Consider the following 22,242-nt stretch of genomic DNA (forward strand, 5'->3'; position numbering starts at 1 on the left):
CTGATCCGGGGAATCGGATCAGTGGCACGGAACGCCGAGCGCGTGGCGCCCGTCGTGGAAGAACTCGTGCAGCAACTCGGAACCCGCGCCGAGCGCGAGGCCGTTCTCCTGCAGGACCAGGTAGGTGACGATCAGGCCGAGCACTGAGACGGCGAAGGCCCATTTGGGCACGCGGACGGCGGACAGGCTTGCTGCGGGGCTCGTCATGACGGGCTCCTCCATACCTCGTGGAAGGTCAACTCTCCTTGCGGCGCCGCAGCCGGTCTCCTGACTCCCGGATCAACGCTGCCCCCGCGTCTTCCCAGTCCCGGCGGGGACCAGTGACGTGCTCGGCGGGGATCGCTTCCCGGTCACAGTGGCGAGGACCGCGCCGGATTCTCACCGGCTTCCCGTCACTGCGGCGCGTGCACCGTAAGTTGATCCGCCCGTTAAGCACAACCGGCCATAAGAGTTGTTGCGTTCCTCACTTCACGAGTGGACAGTCACCGCACTTCCCACCTGCGGCGACGCGGTAGTAGAGACAACAGCTCCTGCGCCGGAACGCGACCTCGCCGGGAAACGTGATGAATTCTCCGGCGTGTTCGAACGGCGGCGCGCTCATGAGCCGTTCGCCGCGTTCTTCCGCTTCCTCCTCCGTGAGCATGCGTGCGCGCACAACCATTTTCAGCGCGCCCGCGATGTTCGACATCGCATTGCCCCACAGCAGCCCGCGCGCCACCGGGGTGACCTGCTGGATCGCTTCCACCACCGGTTCGAGCGCCTCGGCGGCGCCCGGACCCAGCCGGGGCTGGTCGATCCGGACGCTCAGGCCGTTCACCGGGTGGTGGTGCCACCAGAGGTTCTCCGGGCGCACGTCGATCGGGACGTTCGCGGCCGTGAGCGGGCTGAGCAGCCGTGCGGTGTAGCTGAGGAAGAACAGGCTGGCCGCGACGCGTGGTTCGCCGGCTTCGTACCGGGTCGCGACGGCGTCGATCGTGGTCTTGAGCGCCGGGCCCTCCAGCAGCGCCGTTCCCGGCAGCCACGACTCGTCCGGACGGCCCACGTCGAGGGCGAAGAACGGGTTGATCCCGCGCACCCGGCGCAGCGCTTCGAGAACCTCGGCGAACTCAGACACGAAGTTCACGCTACCGAGTGTCCGTGCAGGACAGATCACGTCCATGGCCTGGGACAGATGCGACCGCGGTGTGGACGGGGGTCGCCGGGATGGGAGGATGTCGTGCCGTGAAGACCTTCGACTCCCTGTTCGCAGAACTGACCGAACGAGCCGCCACCAAGCCGGAGGGTTCCGGCACCGTCGCCGCGCTCGAGGCCGGGGTCCATGCGCAGGGGAAGAAGGTCCTGGAGGAGGCGGGCGAGGTCTGGATCGCCGCCGAGTACGAGTCCGACGAGAAGCTCTCCGAAGAGATCTCGCAGCTGCTCTACCGCCTCCAGGTGCTCATGCTCGGCCGTGGCCTCACCCTCGAAGACGTCTACAAGTACCTCTGACGGAAGACTTCCACATGCTGCGCGTTGCAGTCCCGAACAAGGGCGCGCTCGCTGAACGCGCCTCCGCCATGCTCACCGAGGCCGGGTACCGGCAGCGGCACGAGCCGCGCGACCTGACCGTGCTCGACAACAACAACGAGGTCGAGTTCTTCTTCCTGCGTCCCAAGGACATCGCGATCTACGTGGCGTCCGGCGACCTCGACCTCGGCATCACCGGCCGCGACCTGGCCGCCGACTCGGGCGCCGACGACAACGGCTCGTCCGTCGAGGAGCTGCTCGCGCTGGGCTTCGGCTCGTCGACCTTCCGCTACGCCGGGCCTCGCGGCACGGACTGGAAGGTCTCCGACCTCGAAGGCAAGCGCCTCGCCACGGCGTACCCGAAGCTCGTGGGCCGCGACCTCAAGGCCCGCGGCATCACCGCCAAGGTGATCCGTCTCGACGGCGCCGTGGAGATCTCGATCCAGCTGGGCGTGGCCGACCTGATCGCCGACGTGGTGGGCTCCGGCCGCACCCTGCGCCAGCACGACCTGGTGGCGTTCGGCGAGCCGATCTGCGAGTCGGAGGCGGTCCTCATCCACCGCAACGGCTCGGAGCTCACGGCAGCCAAGAAGCAGCTGACGGCCCGTCTGCAGGGCGTCGTGTTCGCGCAGCAGTACCTGATGCTCGACTACGACTGCCCGCGTTCGCTCCTCGACGCCGCGATCGCGCTGACCCCGGGCCTGGAGTCGCCGACGGTCGCGCCGCTGGCCAACCCGGACTGGGCGGCCGTGCGGGCGATGGTGTCGCGCAAGGAGGCGAACAAGGTGATGGACGAGCTGGCCGCGATCGGCGCCAAGGCCGTGCTGGCCTCGGACATCAGGTTCTGCCGGCTGTGATCACCGAGCACGCCCTGCTGGACGTGCTGCCGGGGTGTGCCGAGGAGTTCGAGTGGGCGTTCGGCGAGGCGCGGGAGCTGATCTCCGCCTCGCCGGGCTTCCGCGGCCTCGAACTGCTGCGCTGCCTGGAGACGCCGTCGCGCTACCTGCTGCTCGTGCGCTGGGACACGGTCGAGTCGCACACGGTGGGCTTCCGGCAGGGGCCCTCGTACGAGCGGTGGTCGGCCCTGCTGCACCGCTTCTACTCGCCGTTCCCGGTCGTGTCCCACTTCGAGAGCGCACTGAGCACCTCTTCGTCCGTGGTCTGATCGAAGCTCTCGTACCAGCGGCTCACGGCCTGGAAGCGCTTCGGCGTGAGGACCGCGACCACCCTGGTCCTGAAGGTGTCGAGGGACTCCCTCGCGGCCACCGGGACGGCCAGCGTGACACTCCTCGGTGCGCGCTGGGCGATCCAGTGGAGCGCCGCTCTGGCGGTGACGCCGGTGGCCAGGCCGTCGTCCACGAGGATCACGTCGCGGTCCCTGACGACGAGCGGTCTGTCGCCGCGGTAGAGGGTCGTGCGCCTCCGGGCTTCGGCGCGTTCCTCGTCGCAGGTGCGGCCCAGCTGCTCCTCGGTGAGGTTCAGGGCCCTGAGCACCCTCGGGTCGTAGATGGGCTCGCTGTCCGCGGTGACGGCGCCGACGCCGTACTCCGGGTGGCCCGGGGCGCCGATCTTGCGCGCCACGACGACGTCCAGTTCGGCGTTGAGGTGTTCCGCGATCTCCTTGGCCACCGGGACGCCGCCACGCGGGAGGCCGAGGACCAGCGGGTCGTGCCACGGGAGGTCCGCGAGTCGCGCTGCGAGGGCGCGGCCCGCTTCCTGCCGGTTCGTGAACCTCTTCACAGTCCCGCTGACGCTACGCGCCTGCGGGCTCACCCGGCCAGGCCGATGACGTCGGTGATCGCGACGCGTTCGTGCCGGCCGAAGTGCGCGCGGAACTCGATCCACGTGTGGCCGGCCTGGCTGCAACCGAACAGGACGCCGTTCGCCGCGTTCCGGCAGGGCAGGCCCTGCCTCGTTGCCACCGAGCACCTGACAGGGAAGAGCAGGGCGCCCACCAGGCACGCCGTCACCACGGCTGCCCGCACGGGTGCGGCGGTAGAGCCCGGCAGAGGGACGAGGGATCGCGGGGCGTTGCGATCACCGGAGTTGCTGGTGCGGCTGCGACTCCTGTCGTGCCCTGTGGGACATCAGCGTTCGCGGACGAACAGCGCCTGCGCCGTCGCGCCCACCGGCCCGGCCACGTCGTGCACCACGCTGGTCGCGAGCCCGACGCCGTCCGGCCCGATGGTCGTCCGCGCGTCCATCCCGACCCACTCGCCGACGGGGCGGCGGTGCAGGTGCACGGTCAGGTCGGTGTTGATGGCGTACCACTTGCGAATGTCCACACGGGACGAGACGCCGCTCGCCGAGTCGACCACGGAGAACAGCAGCTCCTCCGGTGACGGCTCGGATCCCTCGACCACGGCCACGCGCGGGCGGGCCCACACCTGTGCGTCGCCCGGTGTGAAGATGCCGCCCGACACGGAAAGCCACTCGACGGCGGCCAGGTAACCGCCACCCCAGTGCTCGGGGACCTCCATCGGCACGGCGGACTCCGGCGGTGCCAGCGCGGGGACCTCGCCGCCCGCCACCGAAGTCGTGTCCGAGCCGACGATGCGCCACGCGCGCGCCGTGAGCACGGTGCGGCCTTCGTGGGACAGCGACGCCGCCAGCAGCTCGACCGAGCGGCCGGGGCGTTCGACGGAGGTGGACACCGTCAGGTCGGCCACCGGGACGGGCCCGAGCACCTCGAACGTGACGCGCGCCAGCGCCGACGACGAGTTGCCCAGCGCCAGCAACGACCGCACCAGCAACGCCGAGGGCGGGCCGAGGTGCTGGCTGTCCGGGCCCCACGGGCCGACGGTGTGCTCGGTGGAGCGGAACGTGGCCTCGTCCAGCGGCAGGTAGAAGGCCGGCATCAGTCGCGGTCCTGCAGCGGCTCGGTGTCGTCCGGCTCCGGCCAGCCCGGGTAGGGCGGCGGAGTGCCGTCGAACGCCGGGCAGAAGGCCTTGTGGTCGCAGTAGTCGCACAGGCGGCTGGGGTTGGGGCGGAAGTCGCCCGTCGGCGCGGCCCGCATGATCGCCTGCCAGATCGCGTCGAGGGTGCGCTCGAAGCGGGCCAGTTCGGACTCGTCCGGCGTGTAGGCGAGGGCCTGGCGGTCGGCGAGGTACATCAGGCGCAGCTGGCGGGGGACGACGCCGCGCAGCTTCCACAGCACCAGGGCGTAGAACTTCATCTGGAACAACGCCTTCGCCTCGCCCACCTGACGGGGCGCCGCGCCGGTCTTGTAGTCCACGACGCGGATCTCCCCCGTCGGGGCCACGTCCACCCGGTCGATGTAGCCGCGCAGCAGCACACCGGACGGCAGCTCGGACTCCACCAGCAGCTCGCGCGACTCCGGCTCCAGGCGACGCGGGTCCTCCAGGCCGAAGTAGCCGTCGAGCAGCTTCGTGGCGGACTCCAGCCACTCCGCCTCCTCCTCGCTGCCCTCGACCTCGAACAACGTCGCGAACTCGGGGCGCTCGGCCTTCACGCGCTCCCAGGCCGGCGCGATCATCGACCGCGCGCGGTCGGGCACCCGCTCGGCCGCGGGCAGTGCGAACAGGTCTTCCAGCACCGCGTGCACCACCGTGCCGCGCACCTGCGCCTTCGTCGGCCTCTCCGGCAGCCGGTCGACCGCGCGGAACCGGTAGAGCAGCGGGCACTGCTTGAAGTCCCCTGCCCGGGAAGGCGAGAGCGCGGGCCTGCGCAACGTGGTGCTCATGGTTCGCACCCTAGGACAGGGGTCTGACAATCCCGGGAGCGCCACCTGGGTACCGCCGCCCTGCGCCGCGTCGGTGCCGGTCTCGGTCCGGATGAGACGCACGTGACAGGACGGACCGCCTCACCGGCCGCGATCTCCGAAGGCGGGCGCGCGAAACAGCGCCCGCCTCGGGCGATTCGCACCGAACCGCGAGATCACACCACCCCCTCTAGAGTGCTTCCGTGGCCGCGCGGATCAGTGATCGAGTGGGCGGCCTGCTGCTGTTCCGGGTGGCGGGCATCCCGGTGTTGCTCGCGCCGTCGTGGTGGATCGGCTCGGCGATCGTGGTGGCGTTCTACGCCCCGTTCGTCGACGACCTCGCTCCCGGCACGGCGCCGGGCGTCGGCCTGCTGATGGCCGTGCTGCTCGCGCTCTTCCTGGGGCTGTCGGTGCTCGCGCACGAGCTCGGTCACTGCGTCGTGGCGCTGCGGCTCGGCCTGCCGGTCAGGAGACTGCACCTGTTCCTGCTGGGCGGGTCCACCGAGATCATGCGCACACCCGGCAAACCCGGCCACGAGGGTGCTGTCGCGGGCGCCGGTCCTGCCGTGTCCGTGGTGCTGGCGATCCTGTTCGGCCTCGGCGCGATGGTCATGAACCAGGACGGCGTCGTGTGGGTGCTGGTCTTCCAGCTCGCCGCCGCGAACGCCGCCGTCGCCGTCTTCAACCTCCTGCCCGGCCTGCCGCTGGACGGCGGGCGCATCGTCAGGGCCGGCGTGTGGGCCATGACCGGGCAACGGGCGACGGGGACGCGTGTCGCCGTGGTCGGTGGTATCGCCGTGGCCATCGCACTGGTGGCGTGGGCGCTGTACGGCGTCGCGGAGGGTGCACAGGACCGTTGGTTGCGCTTCGGCGTGTGCGTGCTGACGGCGTGGGGCGTCGTCGTCGGCGCTAGGAGCGAGCTCGCCAGCGAACGTCGCCGCACCTGGCCGCCCGGCCTGTCCCTCGCCGACCTGATCCGCCCGGTGCTGCAGCTGCCGGCGGAGAGTCCCGTCGCGGACGCCCTGAGCACCTCCGCCGGACGGGGTGTGGTCCTGGTGCGGGCGGACGGCGTCGCGGCCGGCCTGCTCGACGCCGCGGCGGCCGAGAAGCTCGCCGCGGCAAGCCCTTTCGCGCCCGCGGAGCAGGCGGCGGAGCCGATCCTGCCCGAGACCGTGCTGCTCGCCGACGAGCCCGGCGAGGAGATCGTCGAACGGGTCCAGGGCACCGCCGCGTGGCAGTTCCTCGTCGTCGACCTGGAGGGCCGTCCGGCGGGTGTGCTGCACAGGGAGGACCTGCGTGCGGCCATTGAGAAGGGCGTTTGACACCATTGCGCGGTGATTAGCGCAAGTGGACCGTTCCGACCGGGCGACCGGGTTCAGCTGACCGACCCCAAGGGGCGGCACTACACCGTTGTCCTCGAACCCGGCAAGGAGTACCACACCCACCGCGGCGCCATCCCGCACGACCTGCTCCTCGGGCAGCCGGAGGGCTCCGTGGTGCAGTCGGTGGGCGGCACGAACTTCCTGGCGCTGCGCCCGCTGCTGCCGGACTACGTGCTGTCGATGCCGCGCGGCGCGCAGGTGATCTACCCGAAGGACGCCGCGCAGATCTGCATGTACGGCGACATCTTCCCGGGCGCGCGCGTGCTGGAGGCGGGGGCGGGCTCCGGCGCGTTGTCGTGCTCGCTGCTGCGCGCGGTGGGGGAGAAGGGCAGCGTCCAGTCCTACGAGGTGCGCGAGGACCACGCGGTCCACGCCGTCCGCAACGTCGAGACGTTCTTCGGCGAGCGCCCCGGCAACTGGTCGATCACCGTCGACGACGTGAAGAACCACGAGGGCGAGGTCGACCGGGTCATCCTCGACATGCTCTCGCCGTGGGAGGTGCTGCCCACGATCGCGAAGAACCTCATCCCCGGCGGCGTCCTGGTCGTCTACGTGGCCACGACCACGCAGCTCTCGGTCGTCACCGAGGCGCTGCGGGAGATGACGTGCTTCACCGAGCCCCACGCCTGGGAGACGCTCGTCCGCCCGTGGCACGTCGTCGGCCTCGCCGTGCGGCCGGAGCACCGGATGATCGGGCACACCGCGTTCCTGCTGACCACGCGCAGGCTCGCGGAGGGCGTCACGGCGCCCAGGCCGCAGCGCCGCCCCAGCAAGGGCTGACCCGGGAACACCGAGGGCCCCGCACTTCACCGAAGTGCGGGGCCCTCGCGCGTCAGGTCAGTTGCCCTCGAGCTTGTCGATGCCGCAGACCTTCCAGTCGCCGCCCTCTTTGGTCAGCTTGTAGATGATGGCGCCCGACTGCACCTTGCCCGGGTTGCTCGGGTCTTGGAGCCCGGTGATGCTCTGCCTGAACGTGCCGGTGCTGCCCGACGTCCTGACCTCCGACACGGTGGCCTTGACGCTCGGATTCGGTGCGGCCGTCTGGGGCTTCAGCTTGGGGAACTCCGCCGTGCACACGAGGTCCTTGACGTCGTTCGGGGTGCTGTTGCCCGCGTGCACGCCCTTGATGATCCTGGCGGTGAACTCCTTCGCGACGTCCTCGGCGTCGCTGTCACCGCCGCTCGACGAGCTCTTCGACGACGAGGTGGCCGGCTTCGTGGAGCTGCCGGCCGTCGGCTCCGCGTTCGTGTTCGTGTTCGTCGACGCGGTGTTGTCGCCGCCGCCCGAGTCGCCGGAGAGCAGAAGCACGGCCGTGACACCGCCACCGACGAGCACCAGCACGCCGACGACCACACCGATGATCAGGCCGGTCTTGCTCTTCTTGGGCGGGGGACCGCCGAACCCGCCGGGCTGGCCGTACTGCTGCTGACCGTAGGGCTGCTGGCCGTACTGGCCCTGCTGCGGACCGTACTGGCCCTGCTGCGGGAAGCCACCGCTCTGCGGTCCCTGCTGGCCGAACGGGTTCTGCTGCGGCTGGCCGTAGCCGGGCTGCGGTGGCTGGCCGGGCTGCTGCCCGTACCCAGGTTGCTGGCCGTACCCGGGCTGCTGAGGCGGCTGCTGCCCGTACGGCCCAGGCGGCGGTGGCGGGTAGGTCATGGGAGTTCCCCCGAAGATGAGTCGCGGATCTGGCGAAAGGTCACTTGGGCGGCTGGATCTGCGCGTCCTTGGTGAGCGTGCAGTACTTCCAGTCGCCCGAGATCTTCTTGAACTTGACCTCGGTGTCCGTGACCGTGCTCTTGCCCTGGAAGGTCATCTCGACCTTGACCTTCACGGTCGCCTGGTCGCCGGACACGGCCACGTCGCCCACCGTCACCTTGGGCTTGAGCGTCTTGGCCAGCTCCTCGGCGGCCTTCTGCTGCTCAGGAGGGAGATCCTTGAACTTCTCCTGCAGCTCCTTGGCCTCGTCGACGACCTCCTTGCAGGCGAGCTTCGAGGCCTTCTCGATGTCGTTGTTGATCGCGAAGTACTCCTTCGCGACGTTCTTGATCTCGGCGGCGTCACCACCGCCGGCACTGGAGTCCGGCGACGAGGTGCTGGAGTCGCTGGAGCCGTTGCCGGTGAGCATGACGGCCGCGGTGATGCCACCTCCGAGGAGCACCAGCACGCCGACCAGGACGCCGACGATCAGGCCGGTGTTGCTCTTCTTGGGAGGCGGACCGCCGAACCCGCCGGGCTGGCCGTACGGCTGCTGGCCGTAGGGCTGCTGGCCGTACGGGCCCGGCTGACCGGGCTGCTGGCCGTACTGGCCCTGCTGCGGACCGTACTGGCCCTGCTGCGGACCGTGCTGGCCCTGCTGCGGGAAGCCGCCGGACTGCGGTCCCTGCTGGCCGAACGGGTCCTGCTGCGGCTGGCCGTACTGGCCGGGCGGCTGGCCGTACCCCGGTGGCGGCTGCTGGCCGTATCCGGGCTGCTGCGGCTGGCCGTGACCCGGCTGCTGCGGCGGCTGCTGCCCGTACGGCCCACCGGGCTGCGGCTGCTGCCCGTAGGGACCGGGCTGCTGCGGCGGGTAGGTCATCGAAACTCCCCCGATGTGGATGAGGCGATCTATCTCTGGACATTGTGGTGCTTCGCCCGGTAACTCGCGGGCGAATGGGGCCTATCGGCATCCGCGAGTGGCCGTGCACACGCTCTCGAGCCGCGATCTGGTCACGCGAAGGCCGTGTCTGATAACGATTGTGGCAACTCCACCGGGAATCGAGTGCGATGCACTGCGCTGTCGGGGTGGTGCGCCGGTCGCGCCGGTGGAACCACCCGGTTGGCGGCACGCCCTCCGGTCGCAACGGAGCCCCGCTCGCGCGGGTCCTCCGACGGACACGAACGGGGTGGGTTGCGGTGCGTGACCACCGAACGGACCAGTCGCTGGTCCACCTGGTGGGACGGCGGCGGATTGCCGCCCGTCACCGGGCCGCGAGCCGCACCAGGCGTGTCGATGATCGTCCGAGGGTGGTCGCGGACCGTGGGGACCGGGCCGCCGCCCTGGTGCTCCCATGACCCTCTCCTCGGACTTCTCGCAGGTCGTCTGGCGTGTCGAGACGCGAAACGCCGGTCGTGGTTTCTGGAACGCACCGTAGCGGGTGGGCGGTCGAACCGGACACCGAGATGGAGCAGTTGACCTCTGTTGGAGGCCTCCCCGTTGCACCACACGAGCGAAGATGATGTTGTGAGTACCCCATTTTGTCGGTGATCGCCGGTACCGTAATCGGTACGAACACGGGAGGAGGGTGCCGACATGCAGCACGGTCATCCCGGCAGCCAACCCGATGAGGGTGGCGAGCTGAACCAAGGCAACAATTCTGCTGAGCTGACTGCGCAGATCAGGTTCCTAGAGGACGAGATCGCGTCGTTGCGTCGCAAGCTGACCGAGTCCCCGCGCCACACGCGGTTGCTCGAGCAGCGCTTGGCTGAGGCGACAGAGCGCGTCAGCCAGCTGACCGAGCGAAACACGAAGCTCATAGACACCCTCCGCGAAGCACGAAGCCAGCTGCTCGCGCTGCGTGAGGAAGTCGACCGGCTGGCGCAACCGCCCAGCGGGTACGGCGTCTTCATGGCGCGTTTCGACGACGGGACCGTGGACGTCTTCACGTCCGGCCGCAGGATGCGGGTAGCCGTGTCCCCCGCGGTCGAGCCGGAGAAGATCGCCTACGGCCAGTCCGTGCGTCTCAACGAGGCGCTGACGGTCGTCGAGGCCGGCGGGTTCGAGCGTTCAGGCGAGGTCTGCTCTCTGCGGGAGGTGCTGACCGACGACGACGGTCTGGACACCATCTCCCGCGCGCTGGTCGTCGGCCACGCGGACGAGGAGAGGGTGGTCTGGCTCGCCCAGCCGCTGCTCGACTCGCCGCTGAAGCCCGGCGACTCGCTGCTGGTCGACTCGAAGGCGGGTTTCGCCTACGAACGGGTCCCCAAGGCCGAGGTCGAGGACCTCGTGCTCGAGGAGGTCCCGGACATCGACTACAGCGACATCGGTGGCCTCTCCAGGCAGATCGAGCAGATCCGCGACGCCGTGGAGCTGCCGTTCCTGCACGCCGACCTGTTCCGCGAGTACGAGCTGCGCCCGCCCAAGGGCGTGCTGCTCTACGGCCCTCCCGGTTGCGGCAAGACGCTCATCGCCAAGGCGGTGGCGAACTCCCTGGCCAAGAAGGTGCGGGAGATCCGCGGCGAGACCGACAAGCAGGCCAAGTCGTACTTCCTCAACATCAAGGGCCCCGAGCTCCTCAACAAGTTCGTCGGTGAGACCGAGCGGCACATCCGCCTGATCTTCCAGCGGGCTCGTGAGAAGGCGTCCGACGGCACCCCCGTGATCGTGTTCTTCGACGAGATGGACTCGATCTTCCGCACCCGTGGTTCGGGTGTGTCGTCCGACGTCGAGACGACGATCGTGCCCCAGCTCCTCGCCGAGATCGACGGCGTCGAGGGCCTGGAGAACGTCATCGTCATCGGCGCCTCCAACCGCGAGGACATGATCGACCCGGCGATCCTCCGCCCCGGCCGACTCGACGTGAAGATCAAGATCGAGCGACCGGACGCCGAGGGCGCGAAGGACATCTTCAACAAGTACCTGACGCCCAACCTCCCGCTGCACGCCGACGACCTCGCCGAGTTCGGCGGGGACCCGAAGGCCTGCATCGAGGGCATGGTGCAGCACACCGTGGAGCGCATGTACGAGGAGTCCGAGGACAACCGGTTCCTGGAGGTCACCTACGCCAACGGTGACAAGGAGGTCCTGTACTTCCGGGACTTCAACTCCGGCGCCATGATCCAGAACATCGTCGACAGGGCGAAGAAGGCAGCGATCAAGTCGCTGCTGGACACCAAGCAGCCCGGACTCTCCGTCCGGCACCTGCAGGCCGCCATCCTCGACGAGTTCGCCGAGAACGAGGACCTGCCGAACACGACGAACCCGGACGACTGGGCTCGCATCTCGGGCAAGAAGGGCGAGCGGATCGTCTACATCCGCACGCTCGTCACCGGGAAGAACCAGGACGCCGGCCGCGCGATCGACACGGCCACGAACACCGGCACCTACCTGTAACCAGCTCGGTCCGGAAACACGGAACCGCCCCGGTCGCTGCACACGGCCGGGGCGGTTCCGCGTTCGCGGGAGCAACTTCGGCGCGGGGATCGCGGCGGCCCTGCGCCACTGGGCGTCGGTGCGCTCGCCGGTGGGAGCGCGTTGCCTGTGGTCGCGCCGGACGAGCCGGCGGCGCGCGACCCGTGTCGTTGTTCAGACCAGGCCCGACTCGTAGGCCGCGATCACGAGCTGGGCGCGGTCGCGGGCGTGCAGCTTCGCCAGCAGGTTCCCGACGTGCGTCTTCACGGTGCCGGTGCTGACGTGCAGCTCGGCCATGATCTCCGCGTTGGACCGCCCGCGGGCGATCAGCAGCAGCACCTCCCTCTCCCGCTCGGTCAGGCGCTCCAGCCCGCGCACGGCGGGCGCGGCGGGGTGCCGGACGAACTCCGCGATCAGCCGGCGCGTCACCGTCGGCGACAGCAGCGACTCGCCGGAGGCGACCACGCGAATCGCGGCCAGCAGCTCGGCCGGTGGGGTGTCCTTGAGCAGGAAACCTGAGGCGCCGGCCCTCAAGGCCCCGAAGACGTACTCGTCGAGGTCGAACGTCGTCAGCACGAGCACGCGGGGCCCGTCCAGCAGCCGGGTGGCTTCGATGCCGTCCATCTCGGGCATGCGGATGTCCATCAGCACGACGTCCGGCCGCAGTGCGGACGCCAGTGCGACGGCCTCGGCGCCGGTACCGGCCTCGCCCACCACGGCGAGGTCCGGTTCGTGGTCGACCAGCATCCGGAAGCTGGCGCGCAGCAACGCCTGGTCGTCGGCCACCAGCACGCGGATCATCGCTGGGGCAGTTCCGCGACGACCCGGAAACCGCCCTCGGCACCGGGGCCCGCGCTGAACGTGCCGCCGTAGACGGCCACGCGTTCGCGCATGCCGATCAGTCCGTGTCCCACTCCGAGCTCCTTCACACCGGGACCGTCGTCGGTCACCTCGACGCGGACGGCTTCCGGTGTCACGTCTACCAGCACCGTGCACGCCGCGGGCGCCGCGTGCTTCACGACGTTCGTCAGCGCCTCCTGCACGATCCGGTACGCCGAGAGCCCGATGCCCTCCGGCACGGCGGTGTCGCCGCGCACGTCCAGCGTGACGCGCACACCCGCGAGTGACGCGCGGTCGGCGAGGTCCGCGAGCCCGCCGAGGCCGGGGGAGGGCGCCAGGTCGGCGTCGGATCGCAGCACGCCCAGCAGCCCCCGCATCTCGGTCAGCGCGGCCCGGCTCGTCTCCGAGATCACCCGCAGCGCCTCGTACGCGTGCTCGGGTGACCGCACGTGTGCGGCGTTCGCGGCCTGGACGGTGATGAGGGAAAGGTTGTGCGCCACCACGTCGTGCAGTTCGCGGGCGATGCGCATGCGTTCGTCGGAGAGGGCCTGCTCGGCCTGCTGAGCGGTTGCACGGGCGAAGTACGACCGCCGCATCCGGGTCGTGTAGCCGATGACCCAGACGGCGCTCGTCGCCGCGAGGACGACCAGCACGTTCTCCGGTTCGCCGCCGGAGACGCCGGCGATCGCCACCACGGCGCCCGCGAGTCCCGCGAGCGACCAGGTCAGGGGACGGTCGACGGCCACGGTGTAGAGCGCGAAGCACACGGCTCCGACCGGGGCGCCGAGCGCCTCCGTAGGCAGCACCTGGCCGATCACCACCGCCGCCGTGGCGGCCGTGGTGACCACCAGGGCGGTCACGGGCCAGATCCGGCGGACCGCGACGGGCAGCGCGACGAGCAGGGTGCCGGGGACGACGAGCCACCACGGCTTCTCCTGGTGCTCCAGCATCGCGTAGCCGACGAGAACGCCGATCACCAGCGCCGCGGTCGCGTCGACCAGGTAGAGGTGCAGTCTCGCGATCACGACGACGACGGTAACGAGCGTGCGCCCGGACCGCCTCGGACCACGGTCCGATTCCCGGGATCGGAGCGCGGGCCGATCCCTTCCCGCGGGATCCGGCCGACTCTGGTCCGCATGATCGAGGTGCGAAACCTGACGAAGAGATACGGGGACACGACAGCGGTCGAGGGTCTGTCGTTCACCGTCCACCCCGGACTGGTGACGGGCTTCCTCGGCCCGAACGGCTCCGGCAAGTCCACGACGATGAGGATGATCCTCGGCCTGGACCGGCCCACGGGTGGAGAGGCCCTCATCGGCGGCCGGCGCTACCAGGACCTGGACCGGCCGTTGCGGCACGTCGGCGCGTTGCTCGACCCCGCCGCCGTGCACCACGGCCGCAGGGCGCTCGACCACCTGCGGTGGCTCGCCGCGAGCAACGGCATCGGCGGCGAGCGCGCGGCCGAACTGCTGGAACAGGTCGGCCTGGGAGGTGTGCGGCACAAGCGGATCAGGGCGTTGTCGCTCGGCATGAAGCAACGGCTGGGGGTCGCGGCGGCCCTGCTCGGCGATCCGCAGGTGCTGATGTTCGACGAGCCGGTGAACGGACTCGACCCCGAGGGTGTGCGGTGGATCCGCGACCTGATGCGCGGACTCGCGGAGGAGGGCCGCACGGTCTTCGTCTCCAGCCACCTGATGAGCGAGATGGCGCTGACCGCGGACCACGTCGTGATCGTCGCAAGAGGACGGCTGGTCAAGGAGACGCCGATGGAGGCGTTGACCCGCAACGGTTCGCTGGAGGACGCCTACCTCGAACTCACCTCCGGGAGGGGACTGTGAAGAACGCGCTCGCCGCGGAGTGGCTGAAGCTCCGGACCGTCCGCGCGCCGTACGGGCTGGTCGGCGCCGTCGCCCTGATGGTGGTCGCGGGCGCGCTGCTGTCGTGGCTGATCGTGCAGGACTACGACACGTCCCCGGCCGCCGAACAGGCGCGGTTCGCGTCCGCCGACAACAGCGTGGTGATCACACCGGTCGTCCAGTTCCTCGTCGCCGCGCTCGGTGCCCTGGTCGCCACCTCCGACCCGGGGCTGACCGCGCTGACCGCTGTGCCGGACCGGAAACGCCTGCTGGCCGCCAAGGCCGCGCTCGTCGCCGACGCGGCCGCGGTGATCGGCGTCGTCACGCTCGCCCTGAGCACCGGCGGCAGCTGGCTGATCATGGGGGACCGGCCGCCGCCGATCGCTCCCTGGGACGACCTGGGCGACGTGCTGCCGTGGGCCGGGGCCGCCGCGCTGTCGATCCTGGTGACGGGCCTGGCCGGACTCGGGATCGGCCTCGCGGTGAGGTCGACGGCCGTCACGGTCGTCGTGGTGGGCGTGCTGCTGTGGGGCCTGCCCGCGATCACGCCGATGCTGCCGGAACCGTGGAACGTGGACGCGTCCGCGGTGATGGTGCCGTACCTGGTGTGGGAGGTCGCGGGTGTCGTCGACGACGCGCCGCTGGGGCAGCTCGCCGCCGTCGCAGTTTTGATCTTTTACGCACTGGTGACTCTGGGTGCCGGAACTGTGACTCTTCTGCGACGAGATGCTTGACTCGCCCAGGGGCCGGCCCTATGGTCATCTATACCTTTAACGGTAAGGAAACTTACCTAACTAATCCGCCGCCAGCAGTTCCGAGAGGAGACTCTGTATGTCCTGGCAGAAGTCTGTGGTGGCGCTCGCCGCGGCGGTCGTGCTCCCGCTGACCGGTGCGATGGCGGGCAGCTCCGTGGCCGCCGCTCCCGAGGGGGACTTCGCCGCCGCCGCGCTGCCGCCGGGGTCGCCCGCGGCGGTCAACGGCCAGCTCAAGGTCTGCGGCGTCAAGCTGTGCAACAAGAACGGCAAGCAGATCCAGTTGCGCGGCATGAGCACGCACGGCATCCAGTGGTACTCCCAGTGCGTGAAGACCGCGTCCCTGGACGCGCTCGCCAACGACTGGAAGGCGGACGTCCTCCGCATCTCGATGTACATCCAGGAAGGTGGCTACGAGAGCAACCCTCGCAAGTTCACCGACATGGTGCACGGCTACATCGAGGAGGCCACGAAGCGCGGCATGTACGCGCTCGTCGACTGGCACCAGCTCTCGCCGGGCGACCCGAACCACAACACCACGCGCGCCAAGACCTTCTTCAAGGAGATCGCGCAGCGGCACAAGGACAAGACGAACATCATCTACGACATCGCCAACGAGCCGAACGGCGTGACGTGGGCGCGGGTCAAGAGCTACGCGGAGGCCGTCATCCCGACGATCCGCGCGGAGGACCCGGACAGCCTCGTGCTCGTCGGCACGCACGGCTGGTCGACGTTCGGCCTGTCCGACGGCAAGAACATCAACGAGGTCAGCCAGAACAAGGTCAACGCCTCGAACCTGATGTACACGTTCCACTTCTACGCGAAGGACCACCGCGACTCGTACCTCAACGCGTTGCGCACGGTCTCGAGCCAGGTGCCGGTCTTCGTCACCGAGTTCGGTTCGCAGGAGGCCTCCGGTGACGGTCCCAACGACTTCACCATGGCGAACAAGTTCATCACGTTCATGAAGGAGGCGAAGATCTCCTGGACCAACTGGAACTTCTCCGACGACCACCGCACGGGTGCGGTGTTCAAGAGCGGCACGTGCTCCGGGAGCAGCTTCTCCGGTGAGGGTCCCCTGAAGGACGCCGGCAAGTGGGTGCGCAACCACATCCGCACGGCCGACGACTTCTGATCCTCTCCTGCGACGACCGGCCCCGGCGGGTCACGTGAGCGGCGGTCCTCCGGGGCCGCCGTTTACCGTTGTCGGCATGGCTCAACTCGCACTCGGTCTCGCCTCGCTCGGTCGTCCCGCCTACATCAACCTCGGGCGTGAGGACGCGCTGCCCGCCGTGCGCGACGTCGAGTCCATGCGGGCGCAATGCCATCTCGTCCTCGACACGGCCTACGAGCTGGGCATCCGCTGGGTCGACGCGGCTCGGTCCTACGGGCTGTCCGAGGAGTTCCTGTCGTCGTGGCTGCCCGGCCACGACGACGTGACGGTGTCCAGCAAGTGGGGCTACGCCTACACCGCGGACTGGCGGCCGGACGCCGAGGTGCACGAGGTCAAGGAGCACTCGCTCGCGCGGTTCGCCCAGCAGTGGCGGGAGACGTCGGCTCTCCTGCCGCGGGTCGCGCTTTACCAGGTGCACTCGCTGACGGCCGACAGCCCGCTGTTCGCCGATCGCGCGCTGCGGGACGCGATGGTGTCGACCGGTGTGCCGCTGGGCTTCTCGACGTCGGGGCCGCGGCAGGCCGACACGATCCGCAAGGCCCTGGAGCTCGGCATCTTCGGGTCCGTGCAGTCCACTTGGAACCTGCTGGAGACCTCGGCGGGGGAGGCGTTGCGGGAGGCGCACGACGCCGGGCTGCGGGTGATCGTCAAGGAGGGCGTGGCCAACGGACGGCTCGTCGTGGAACCTCCGCAAGCGGTTGCGGCACAGGCGAAGGAGCTGGGAGTCGGTCCGGACGCCGTTGCCCTGGCGGCGATCGTGCGGCAGCCGTGGGCGGACGTGGTGCTGTCCGGCGCGGCGAGCCCGGCGCAGCTGCGGTCCAATGTGGATGCCTTGAGCGTCGACGTGGACCTGCCCGACCTGGCCGAGCCCGCCGAGCAGTACTGGAAAACCCGTTCCGGGCTCACCTGGAACTAGTTACGGTGACGCCGTGAGCGATGCGCCCGTCGAGGCTTTCGAACCCCCGTACTACGCGGTTGTCTTCACCACCGTGCGGACCGACGACCAGACCGGCTACCGCGAGACCAACGCGCGCATGGAGGAACTGGTGCGGGAGGTCCCCGGCTACCTGGGGATGGACCACGCCCAGAACCCCGGCGGGCTCGGCATCACCGTCGCCTACTTCCGCGACGAGGACGCCCTCACGCGGTGGCGGACCGACCTTGAGCACCGGGCGGCGCAGCAGCGCGGCCGCGACAGCTGGTACCAGAGCTACACGCTGCACGTGGCGAAGGTCGAGCGCAGCCACACGTTCAAGCGCCCTTAGAGAGTTCCAGCCACTCGCGGCCGATCGCGCGGCCGTCCGGCACGAGCGGCCAGCCCGGGTCCTCGATCTTGCCGCGCAGTTCCGCCACGTCCATCCACCCGCCCCAGGCCACCTCCTCGGGCTGGTGGGTGAACGGGCCGTCGCTGCGCGTCTCGTAGACCCACGCGTGGTAGCGCGTCAGCTCGTCGACGTAGGTGGTCCGGAAGAGCGGCGTCAGCGGGGTCTCGACGCCGAGCTCCTCGCGCAGCTCGCGGACCGCCGCCTCGTCCGGGGTCTCGCCCGCGTCGATCACGCCGCCCGCCGAGAAGTCGTACAGGCCGGGGAAGATGTCCTTGGTGTCCGTGCGGCGGTGCACGTAGACCCGTTGGCCGTCACCGGAGAACACCACGGTCAGGACGCAGCCGTGCCAGAGGTTCTCCGCGCGCATCCGCTCGCGGGTCACCTCGCCGACCACGTTCGCGGCCTCGTCGTAGAGGTTGATCATCCCCGTGTCCTCCTGTGGTCGTACGCGAGCCTGCTACCCCAGTCCGACGCCCGCTGATCGCCTTCCTTCCTACCTTCGTGAACGTCAGACGTCACCGAGGAGGATCCGTGTCCACTTCCCTGCGGCTCGGCATCGCCGAGTTCCGCGCCCGGCCGGGCCGCGCGCTGCTGCCCGGCGTCGCGCTCGTCGTCGGCGTGGCCTGCCTGCTGGCCGCACTGGTGCTGAGCGACGCGCTCACCCGGTCGGTCGACGAGGGCGCGCCCCTCACCCCGTCGTCGGTGAGTCACGTGGTGGACACCAAACCCGCCGAGTACGGCACCGCCGAGGAGAACCGGCCGAAGCTGGACGACGCGGTGCTGGCCAAGCTGTCCGCCGTCGGCCGGGCGGTGCCGGTGCAGGTGGCGCAGGCCGACCTGCTGGACGCGGCCGGCCGCGCGGGACAGCACCGCGCCGAGGTGCACGTCCAGCAGCCCGACCTGGTGCGCTGGCCGCTGTCCGAGGGCAAGGCCCCCGCGGCGAACGGCGAGGTCGCCGTCGACAAGATCACCGCCTACGAGCGGGGCCTGAAGCCCGGCGACCGGATCAAGCTCGCCGCCGCGGACGGCAAGGCGGTCGAGGTGACCGTCAGCGGGATCATGAAGAAGGGCGGGATCGACGCACGGCCGATCCTGGTCGCCGGCCCGGACCTGGCGCGGTCTCTCGACCCGGCGCCGTTCGTCAAGGAGATCTGGGTGCTCGGCGGTGCGCGGGACGCCGTCAAGGCCGCGGCGGGCGCCTCGTACGTCGTGTGGGACCCGGTGCCCGACGCCGACAGCGTCGGCAACGACCTGATGTTCATCCTGCTGCCGTTCAGCGTGCTCGCACTGGCCACGGCGGTCTTCGTCGCGGCGGCCACGTTCCGCGCGGTCTACGCGCAACGGCAGCGGCAGACGGCGTTGCTGCGCTGCATCGGTGCCCAGCGCGGGCCGTTGGTGCGCAGGAGCCTGTTCGAGGCGTTCGTGACGGGTGCGGCGGCGGGCGTCGGTGGTGCGCTGCTCGGCGGGCCGATGGCGTGGCTGCTGGCGCGGACGTTCGACGCCACCGGCATCTCGGTGCTGTTCGGCGCGGTGGAGCTCAGCCCCGAGCTGCTGCCGTCGCTCGGTTACGTGATCCTCGGGGTCGTCGTCGCCGCCCTGCTGAGCGTGACGGCGGCGGTTCGTCCCGCGATCAACGCCGCGCGTGTGTCGCCGTTGGCCGCTCTGCGTGACGCGGACAACGAGGTGCCGCCTCGCTCCGTTCGCCGCCTTCGGCTCGTGTTCGGTGTTCTGTTCACCGGTGGTGCCGCGCTGCTCGCGATGCTGGCCATCGCAGCCAAGGGCACGGTCGCCGCGCCTCTTTCCGTGACGTTCTCCGCGATCGCCGCGGTGACCGGCCTGTTCTGGATCCTCGGCCCCGTCACCGTGCCGTTCATCGCGCGGCTGTTCGGCAGGATCGGCGGCACGCAGTGGAAGCTCGCCGGCGCCGAGGTGCGCCGGATGCCGCAGCGGTCGGCGTCGGTCGCGCTGCCGTTGCTGCTGGCCAGCTCGATGGTGACGTTCTTCCTGGTCGTGCTGGGTGGTGCGCAGGAGATGACCTACCAGTACGCCAACGAGGAACGCCCGGACGCGACCGTGGTGGACGCGGGCGAGAGGCCGTTGCCGGAGATCCCCGCGCAGCCGGACGTGGCCGCGAGCGTCGTCCTGCACAAGACCCCGGACAGCGCCGCGAGCGTCGACCCCGAGGAGTTCAAGGCCTGGCTCAAGGCGCAGAACGTGTCCGGTGCCGAGCAGCTCACCGCCGGGACCGCGATCGTGCCGCCGCACTGGGAGGACCGGCCGTTCGTCGAGGCCGGCGGCACGCGGTACGAGGTCGTGGGCACGATCCCCGGCAGCATCACCGGGTACGTGCCGATCGTCGCCGGCCCCACCTCGGGACCCGCCGAGAAGGTGCTCGTCGCGCTGAAGCCCGGTGCCGACCCGGCCCGGTTCCGGGCGGGACTGCAGGCCGCGCTGCCGAACAACCCGACCGTGATCGTCCAGACCGACGCGGACGAGCGCGCCGAGGCGGACCGGTACATGCACCTGGGCACCGTGCTGATGATGGTCCTGCTCGGACTGTCCGTGGCGGTCGCCGTGACCGGCATCGGCACCGCGCTGACCATCTCCGTGCAGGAACGCCGCAAGGAGCTCGCACTAAGGCGCGCCTTGGGCGTCACTAGGGGCGGACTGCAGGGCGGAGTCATCGCCGAAGCGGTCATGCTGGCCCTGGTCGGCGTGATCGGCGGCGGCGTGCTCGGGTTCGCCTACGCGGAAATCGCGATCCTCTCGACCGGCATCGAGATGACGCTGCCGGGCCCGCAGGTCGTGTTGCCGCTGGTCATCGGCGCGATCGCGGTCGTGGTGCTCGCGGTGCTGGCGGCGTTCGGGCCCTCCCGCGGCGCGTCGCGGATCCGCCCGGCGGCCGGACTCGCCTCCGGCTGACCCTCCGGATCGGGCATCCGGGTGAATAGGGTGGGGGGAGCTTCAACGCGAAGCTCCCCACACGCTTGCGTCGGGGTCAGGTCATAAGGTGTTGCGTATGCGGCGGATCATGGGAACCGAGGTCGAGTACGGCATCTCAGTGCCGGGTGACGCGACCGCGAACCCGGTGCTCACTTCGACACAGGTGGTGCTCGCGTACGCGGCGGCGGCGGACATACCGCGCGCCAGGCGGGCGCGCTGGGACTACGAGGTGGAGTCGCCGTTGCGCGACGCGCGCGGGTTCGACCTGGGATCACCCGGCGGGCACCCCGCCGACTCCGACGTCGAGGACCTGGGCGCGGCGAACGTCATCCTCACCAACGGCGCGCGGCTCTACGTCGACCACGCGCACCCCGAGTACTCGGCACCCGAGGTCACCAACGCGCGTGACGCGGTGATCTGGGACAAGGCGGGGGAGCGGGTGATGGAGGAGGCCGCGATCAAGGCCGCCTCCGTGCCGGGCCAGCCCCGCCTGCAGCTGTACAAGAACAACGTCGACGGCAAGGGCGCGTCGTACGGCACCCACGAGAACTACCTGATGCAGCGCTCGACGCCGTTCACGGCCGTCATCGCGGGCCTCACGCCGTTCTTCGTGTCGCGCCAGGTCATCACGGGTTCCGGCCGCGTGGGCATCGGCCAGTCCGGCGAGGAGGCCGGCTTCCAGCTCTCGCAGCGCTCCGACTACATCGAGGTCGAGGTCGGCCTGGAGACGACGCTCAAGCGCGGCATCATCAACACGCGCGACGAGCCGCACGCGGACGCGGACAAGTACCGCCGCCTGCACGTCATCATCGGCGACGCGAACCTGGCCGAGTACTCCACGTTCCTCAAGGTCGGCACCACGTCGCTGGTGCTCGACATGATCGAGGCCGGGCAGCGGTTCGACGACCTGCGCATGGTCGACCCGGTGCGCGCGGTCCACCAGATCAGCCACGACCCGACCCTGAAGACCAAGGTCGAGATGACCGGCGGGCGCAAGTTCACCGGCCTCGACGTCCAGTTCGCCTACCACGAGCGGGCGCTGGCGTTCGTCGAGAAGGAAGGCGTCGGCGACCGCGAGGTCCTGCGGATCTGGGGCGAGGTGCTCGACGCGCTGGCCCGCGACCCCGCGGAGTGCGCCGACCGGCTCGACTGGGTCGCGAAGCTGCGGCTGCTCGAGGGCTACCGGCAGCGCGACGGCCTGGAGTGGGGCGCGGCCCGGCTCAACCTGGTCGACCTGCAGTACTCCGACGTGCGCCTCGACAAGGGCCTCTACAACCGCCTGGTCGCGCGCGGCTCGATGAAGCGGCTCGTGAGCGAGGAAGAGGTCCGCGCGGCCATCACCACGCCGCCCGAGGACACGCGTGCGTACTTCCGCGGCCGGTGCCTGGAGCGCTACCCGAGCTCGGTCGCGGCCGCTTCGTGGGACTCGGTGATCTTTGATCTCGGTCGAGAATCCCTCGTGCGAATTCCGACGCTGGAACCGCTCCGCGGGACGAAAGCGCACGTCGGAGCCCTTCTCGAGGCATCAGACACCGCTGAGCAGCTGGTGGACGCGCTCACTCGCGGGTGATCGTCTACCCGAGTGGCTCAGGGTTTTTGTCGGTGCCGCTGGGTAGTGTTCTTGTCAGGCGAGCAAGTG

23 protein-coding genes, 1 pseudogene and 1 riboswitch are annotated in these 22,242 nt (G+C 70.1%); of the genes and pseudogenes, 13 read left to right on the forward strand and 11 right to left on the reverse strand.

Features of this window, described 5'->3' with window-relative positions; all coding sequences use genetic code 11:
* Nucleotides 1-18 precede the first annotated feature (18 nt).
* The gene (locus ORI60_RS05425; RefSeq protein WP_093588538.1) at nucleotides 19-207 is read right to left on the reverse strand and encodes a CbtB domain-containing protein; all 189 of its coding nucleotides are present in this window, start codon (nucleotides 205-207) and stop codon (nucleotides 19-21) included.
* A 53-nt stretch (nucleotides 208-260) separates the two neighbouring features.
* A riboswitch (cobalamin riboswitch) is annotated at nucleotides 261-393 on the reverse strand.
* 70 nt (nucleotides 394-463) lie between these two features.
* Nucleotides 464-1,123: a (2Fe-2S)-binding protein gene (locus ORI60_RS05430; RefSeq protein ID WP_266034997.1), complete on the reverse strand. Its 660-nt coding sequence runs from the start codon at nucleotides 1,121-1,123 to the stop codon at nucleotides 464-466.
* Nucleotides 1,124-1,221: 98 nt separating this feature from the next.
* Between ORI60_RS05430 and ORI60_RS05435 the strand changes: the two genes are divergently transcribed.
* From ORI60_RS05435 to ORI60_RS05445, 3 genes are read left to right on the forward strand one after another with little or no spacing between them, the layout of a single operon-like run.
* On the forward strand, nucleotides 1,222-1,485 hold the full coding sequence (locus tag ORI60_RS05435; protein WP_089912086.1) for a phosphoribosyl-ATP diphosphatase: 264 nt from the start codon (nucleotides 1,222-1,224) through the stop codon (nucleotides 1,483-1,485).
* A 14-nt stretch (nucleotides 1,486-1,499) separates the two neighbouring features.
* Complete coding sequence (gene hisG, locus ORI60_RS05440; protein WP_266035005.1) at nucleotides 1,500-2,360, forward strand: ATP phosphoribosyltransferase; 861 nt, start codon at nucleotides 1,500-1,502, stop codon at nucleotides 2,358-2,360.
* Nucleotides 2,357-2,668, forward strand: a complete 312-nt coding sequence (locus ORI60_RS05445; protein WP_266035008.1) for an antibiotic biosynthesis monooxygenase family protein — start codon at nucleotides 2,357-2,359, stop codon at nucleotides 2,666-2,668. Before hisG ends, ORI60_RS05445 begins: the two co-directional genes overlap by 4 nt.
* Here ORI60_RS05445 and ORI60_RS05450 read toward each other — a convergent pair.
* From ORI60_RS05450 to ORI60_RS05465, 4 genes are all read right to left on the reverse strand, one after another.
* Nucleotides 2,602-3,243 carry a phosphoribosyltransferase gene (locus ORI60_RS05450; protein ID WP_266035010.1) on the reverse strand — a complete coding sequence of 214 codons (642 nt, stop codon included), beginning with the start codon at nucleotides 3,241-3,243 and terminating at the stop codon, nucleotides 2,602-2,604. The two genes, ORI60_RS05445 and ORI60_RS05450, sit on opposite strands and share 67 nt — an antisense overlap.
* A 29-nt stretch (nucleotides 3,244-3,272) precedes the next feature.
* Nucleotides 3,273-3,425: a hypothetical protein gene (locus ORI60_RS05455; RefSeq protein WP_266035012.1), complete on the reverse strand. Its 153-nt coding sequence runs from the start codon at nucleotides 3,423-3,425 to the stop codon at nucleotides 3,273-3,275.
* A gap of 165 nt (nucleotides 3,426-3,590) precedes the next feature.
* A complete protein-coding gene (locus ORI60_RS05460; protein ID WP_416234362.1) occupies nucleotides 3,591-4,361 on the reverse strand; it encodes a thioesterase family protein in 771 nt (256 codons plus the stop codon).
* On the reverse strand, nucleotides 4,361-5,206 hold the full coding sequence (locus ORI60_RS05465) for a PD-(D/E)XK nuclease family protein (protein ID WP_266035014.1): 846 nt from the start codon (nucleotides 5,204-5,206) through the stop codon (nucleotides 4,361-4,363). The genes ORI60_RS05460 and ORI60_RS05465 overlap by 1 nt, the downstream gene beginning before the upstream one ends.
* Before the next feature lie 221 nt (nucleotides 5,207-5,427).
* On the opposite strand from ORI60_RS05465, the gene ORI60_RS05470 reads away from it, so the two are divergent.
* Both ORI60_RS05470 and ORI60_RS05475 read left to right on the forward strand, forming a co-directional pair.
* Nucleotides 5,428-6,546 (forward strand): site-2 protease family protein, encoded by a 1,119-nt coding sequence (locus tag ORI60_RS05470; protein WP_266035015.1) that lies wholly within the window; start codon nucleotides 5,428-5,430, stop codon nucleotides 6,544-6,546.
* A gap of 12 nt (nucleotides 6,547-6,558) precedes the next feature.
* Entirely contained in the window at nucleotides 6,559-7,386 is an 828-nt protein-coding gene (locus ORI60_RS05475) for a tRNA (adenine-N1)-methyltransferase (protein ID WP_323055875.1), read from the forward strand.
* A gap of 57 nt (nucleotides 7,387-7,443) precedes the next feature.
* Here ORI60_RS05475 and ORI60_RS05480 read toward each other — a convergent pair whose 3' ends face one another.
* Nucleotides 7,444-8,262 (reverse strand): hypothetical protein, encoded by an 819-nt coding sequence (locus ORI60_RS05480; protein WP_266035017.1) that lies wholly within the window; start codon nucleotides 8,260-8,262, stop codon nucleotides 7,444-7,446.
* Nucleotides 8,263-8,302: 40 nt separating this feature from the next.
* Nucleotides 8,303-9,181 (reverse strand): hypothetical protein, encoded by an 879-nt coding sequence (locus ORI60_RS05485; RefSeq protein WP_266035019.1) that lies wholly within the window; start codon nucleotides 9,179-9,181, stop codon nucleotides 8,303-8,305.
* Between the two features lie 714 nt (nucleotides 9,182-9,895).
* On the opposite strand from ORI60_RS05485, the gene arc reads away from it, so the two are divergent.
* The gene (gene arc / locus ORI60_RS05490) at nucleotides 9,896-11,695 is read left to right on the forward strand and encodes a proteasome ATPase (RefSeq protein ID WP_093587965.1); all 1,800 of its coding nucleotides are present in this window, start codon (nucleotides 9,896-9,898) and stop codon (nucleotides 11,693-11,695) included.
* A gap of 192 nt (nucleotides 11,696-11,887) precedes the next feature.
* Here arc and ORI60_RS05495 read toward each other — a convergent pair whose 3' ends face one another.
* Together ORI60_RS05495 and ORI60_RS05500 are read right to left on the reverse strand one after the other, a co-directional pair.
* Nucleotides 11,888-12,514, reverse strand: coding sequence for a response regulator (locus ORI60_RS05495; RefSeq protein ID WP_266035023.1), 627 nt, complete (start codon nucleotides 12,512-12,514; stop codon nucleotides 11,888-11,890).
* A complete protein-coding gene (locus ORI60_RS05500; RefSeq protein WP_266035025.1) occupies nucleotides 12,511-13,578 on the reverse strand; it encodes a sensor histidine kinase in 1,068 nt (355 codons plus the stop codon). The genes ORI60_RS05495 and ORI60_RS05500 overlap by 4 nt, the downstream gene beginning before the upstream one ends.
* 111 nt (nucleotides 13,579-13,689) lie before the next feature.
* On the opposite strand from ORI60_RS05500, the pseudogene ORI60_RS05505 reads away from it, so the two are divergent.
* The 5 genes and pseudogenes from ORI60_RS05505 to ORI60_RS05525 form a co-directional block, all read left to right on the forward strand.
* Nucleotides 13,690-14,337, forward strand: a pseudogene (locus ORI60_RS05505) (ABC transporter ATP-binding protein); the annotation flags it as partial.
* Between the two features lie 50 nt (nucleotides 14,338-14,387).
* Complete coding sequence (locus tag ORI60_RS05510; RefSeq protein WP_266035027.1) at nucleotides 14,388-15,143, forward strand: ABC transporter permease; 756 nt, start codon at nucleotides 14,388-14,390, stop codon at nucleotides 15,141-15,143.
* Between the two features lie 97 nt (nucleotides 15,144-15,240).
* A complete protein-coding gene (locus ORI60_RS05515) occupies nucleotides 15,241-16,296 on the forward strand; it encodes a glycoside hydrolase family 5 protein (protein ID WP_266035030.1) in 1,056 nt (351 codons plus the stop codon).
* A gap of 76 nt (nucleotides 16,297-16,372) precedes the next feature.
* Entirely contained in the window at nucleotides 16,373-17,251 is an 879-nt protein-coding gene (locus ORI60_RS05520; protein WP_266035033.1) for an aldo/keto reductase, read from the forward strand.
* A 13-nt stretch (nucleotides 17,252-17,264) separates the two neighbouring features.
* Nucleotides 17,265-17,600: an antibiotic biosynthesis monooxygenase family protein gene (locus ORI60_RS05525; RefSeq protein WP_266035036.1), complete on the forward strand. Its 336-nt coding sequence runs from the start codon at nucleotides 17,265-17,267 to the stop codon at nucleotides 17,598-17,600.
* Here ORI60_RS05525 and ORI60_RS05530 read toward each other — a convergent pair.
* Nucleotides 17,587-18,084, reverse strand: a complete 498-nt coding sequence (locus ORI60_RS05530; RefSeq protein WP_266035039.1) for an NUDIX hydrolase — start codon at nucleotides 18,082-18,084, stop codon at nucleotides 17,587-17,589. The genes ORI60_RS05525 and ORI60_RS05530 overlap by 14 nt on opposite strands.
* Before the next feature lie 107 nt (nucleotides 18,085-18,191).
* On the opposite strand from ORI60_RS05530, the gene ORI60_RS05535 reads away from it, so the two are divergent.
* Both ORI60_RS05535 and dop read left to right on the forward strand, forming a co-directional pair.
* Nucleotides 18,192-20,582 carry an ABC transporter permease gene (locus tag ORI60_RS05535; RefSeq protein ID WP_266035042.1) on the forward strand — a complete coding sequence of 797 codons (2,391 nt, stop codon included), beginning with the start codon at nucleotides 18,192-18,194 and terminating at the stop codon, nucleotides 20,580-20,582.
* 97 nt (nucleotides 20,583-20,679) lie between these two features.
* On the forward strand, nucleotides 20,680-22,173 hold the full coding sequence (gene dop / locus ORI60_RS05540; protein ID WP_266035044.1) for a depupylase/deamidase Dop: 1,494 nt from the start codon (nucleotides 20,680-20,682) through the stop codon (nucleotides 22,171-22,173).
* Nucleotides 22,174-22,242: the final 69 nt, after the last annotated feature.

The sequence above is a fragment of the Lentzea sp. NEAU-D7 genome, from assembly GCF_026242055.1.
Lineage (GTDB): Bacteria > Actinomycetota > Actinomycetes > Mycobacteriales > Pseudonocardiaceae > Lentzea.

Bases quoted from the DNA above. Each gene is read 5' to 3' on its own strand.
- ORI60_RS05425 (WP_093588538.1), bottom strand. From the start codon at position 207: ATGACGAGCCCCGCAGCAAGCCTGTCCGCCGTCCGCGTGCCCAAATGG.
- hisG (WP_266035005.1), top strand. From the start codon at position 1,500: ATGCTGCGCGTTGCAGTCCCGAACAAGGGCGCGCTCGCTGAACGCGCC.
- ORI60_RS05460 (WP_416234362.1), bottom strand. From the start codon at position 4,361: ATGCCGGCCTTCTACCTGCCGCTGGACGAGGCCACGTTCCGCTCCACC.
- ORI60_RS05465 (WP_266035014.1), bottom strand. From the start codon at position 5,206: ATGAGCACCACGTTGCGCAGGCCCGCGCTCTCGCCTTCCCGGGCAGGG.
- ORI60_RS05480 (WP_266035017.1), bottom strand. From the start codon at position 8,262: ATGACCTACCCGCCACCGCCGCCTGGGCCGTACGGGCAGCAGCCGCCT.
- ORI60_RS05485 (WP_266035019.1), bottom strand. From the start codon at position 9,181: ATGACCTACCCGCCGCAGCAGCCCGGTCCCTACGGGCAGCAGCCGCAG.
- arc (WP_093587965.1), top strand. From the start codon at position 9,896: ATGCAGCACGGTCATCCCGGCAGCCAACCCGATGAGGGTGGCGAGCTG.
- ORI60_RS05495 (WP_266035023.1), bottom strand. From the start codon at position 12,514: ATGATCCGCGTGCTGGTGGCCGACGACCAGGCGTTGCTGCGCGCCAGC.
- ORI60_RS05515 (WP_266035030.1), top strand. From the start codon at position 15,241: ATGTCCTGGCAGAAGTCTGTGGTGGCGCTCGCCGCGGCGGTCGTGCTC.
- ORI60_RS05520 (WP_266035033.1), top strand. From the start codon at position 16,373: ATGGCTCAACTCGCACTCGGTCTCGCCTCGCTCGGTCGTCCCGCCTAC.
- ORI60_RS05530 (WP_266035039.1), bottom strand. From the start codon at position 18,084: ATGATCAACCTCTACGACGAGGCCGCGAACGTGGTCGGCGAGGTGACC.
- dop (WP_266035044.1), top strand. From the start codon at position 20,680: ATGCGGCGGATCATGGGAACCGAGGTCGAGTACGGCATCTCAGTGCCG.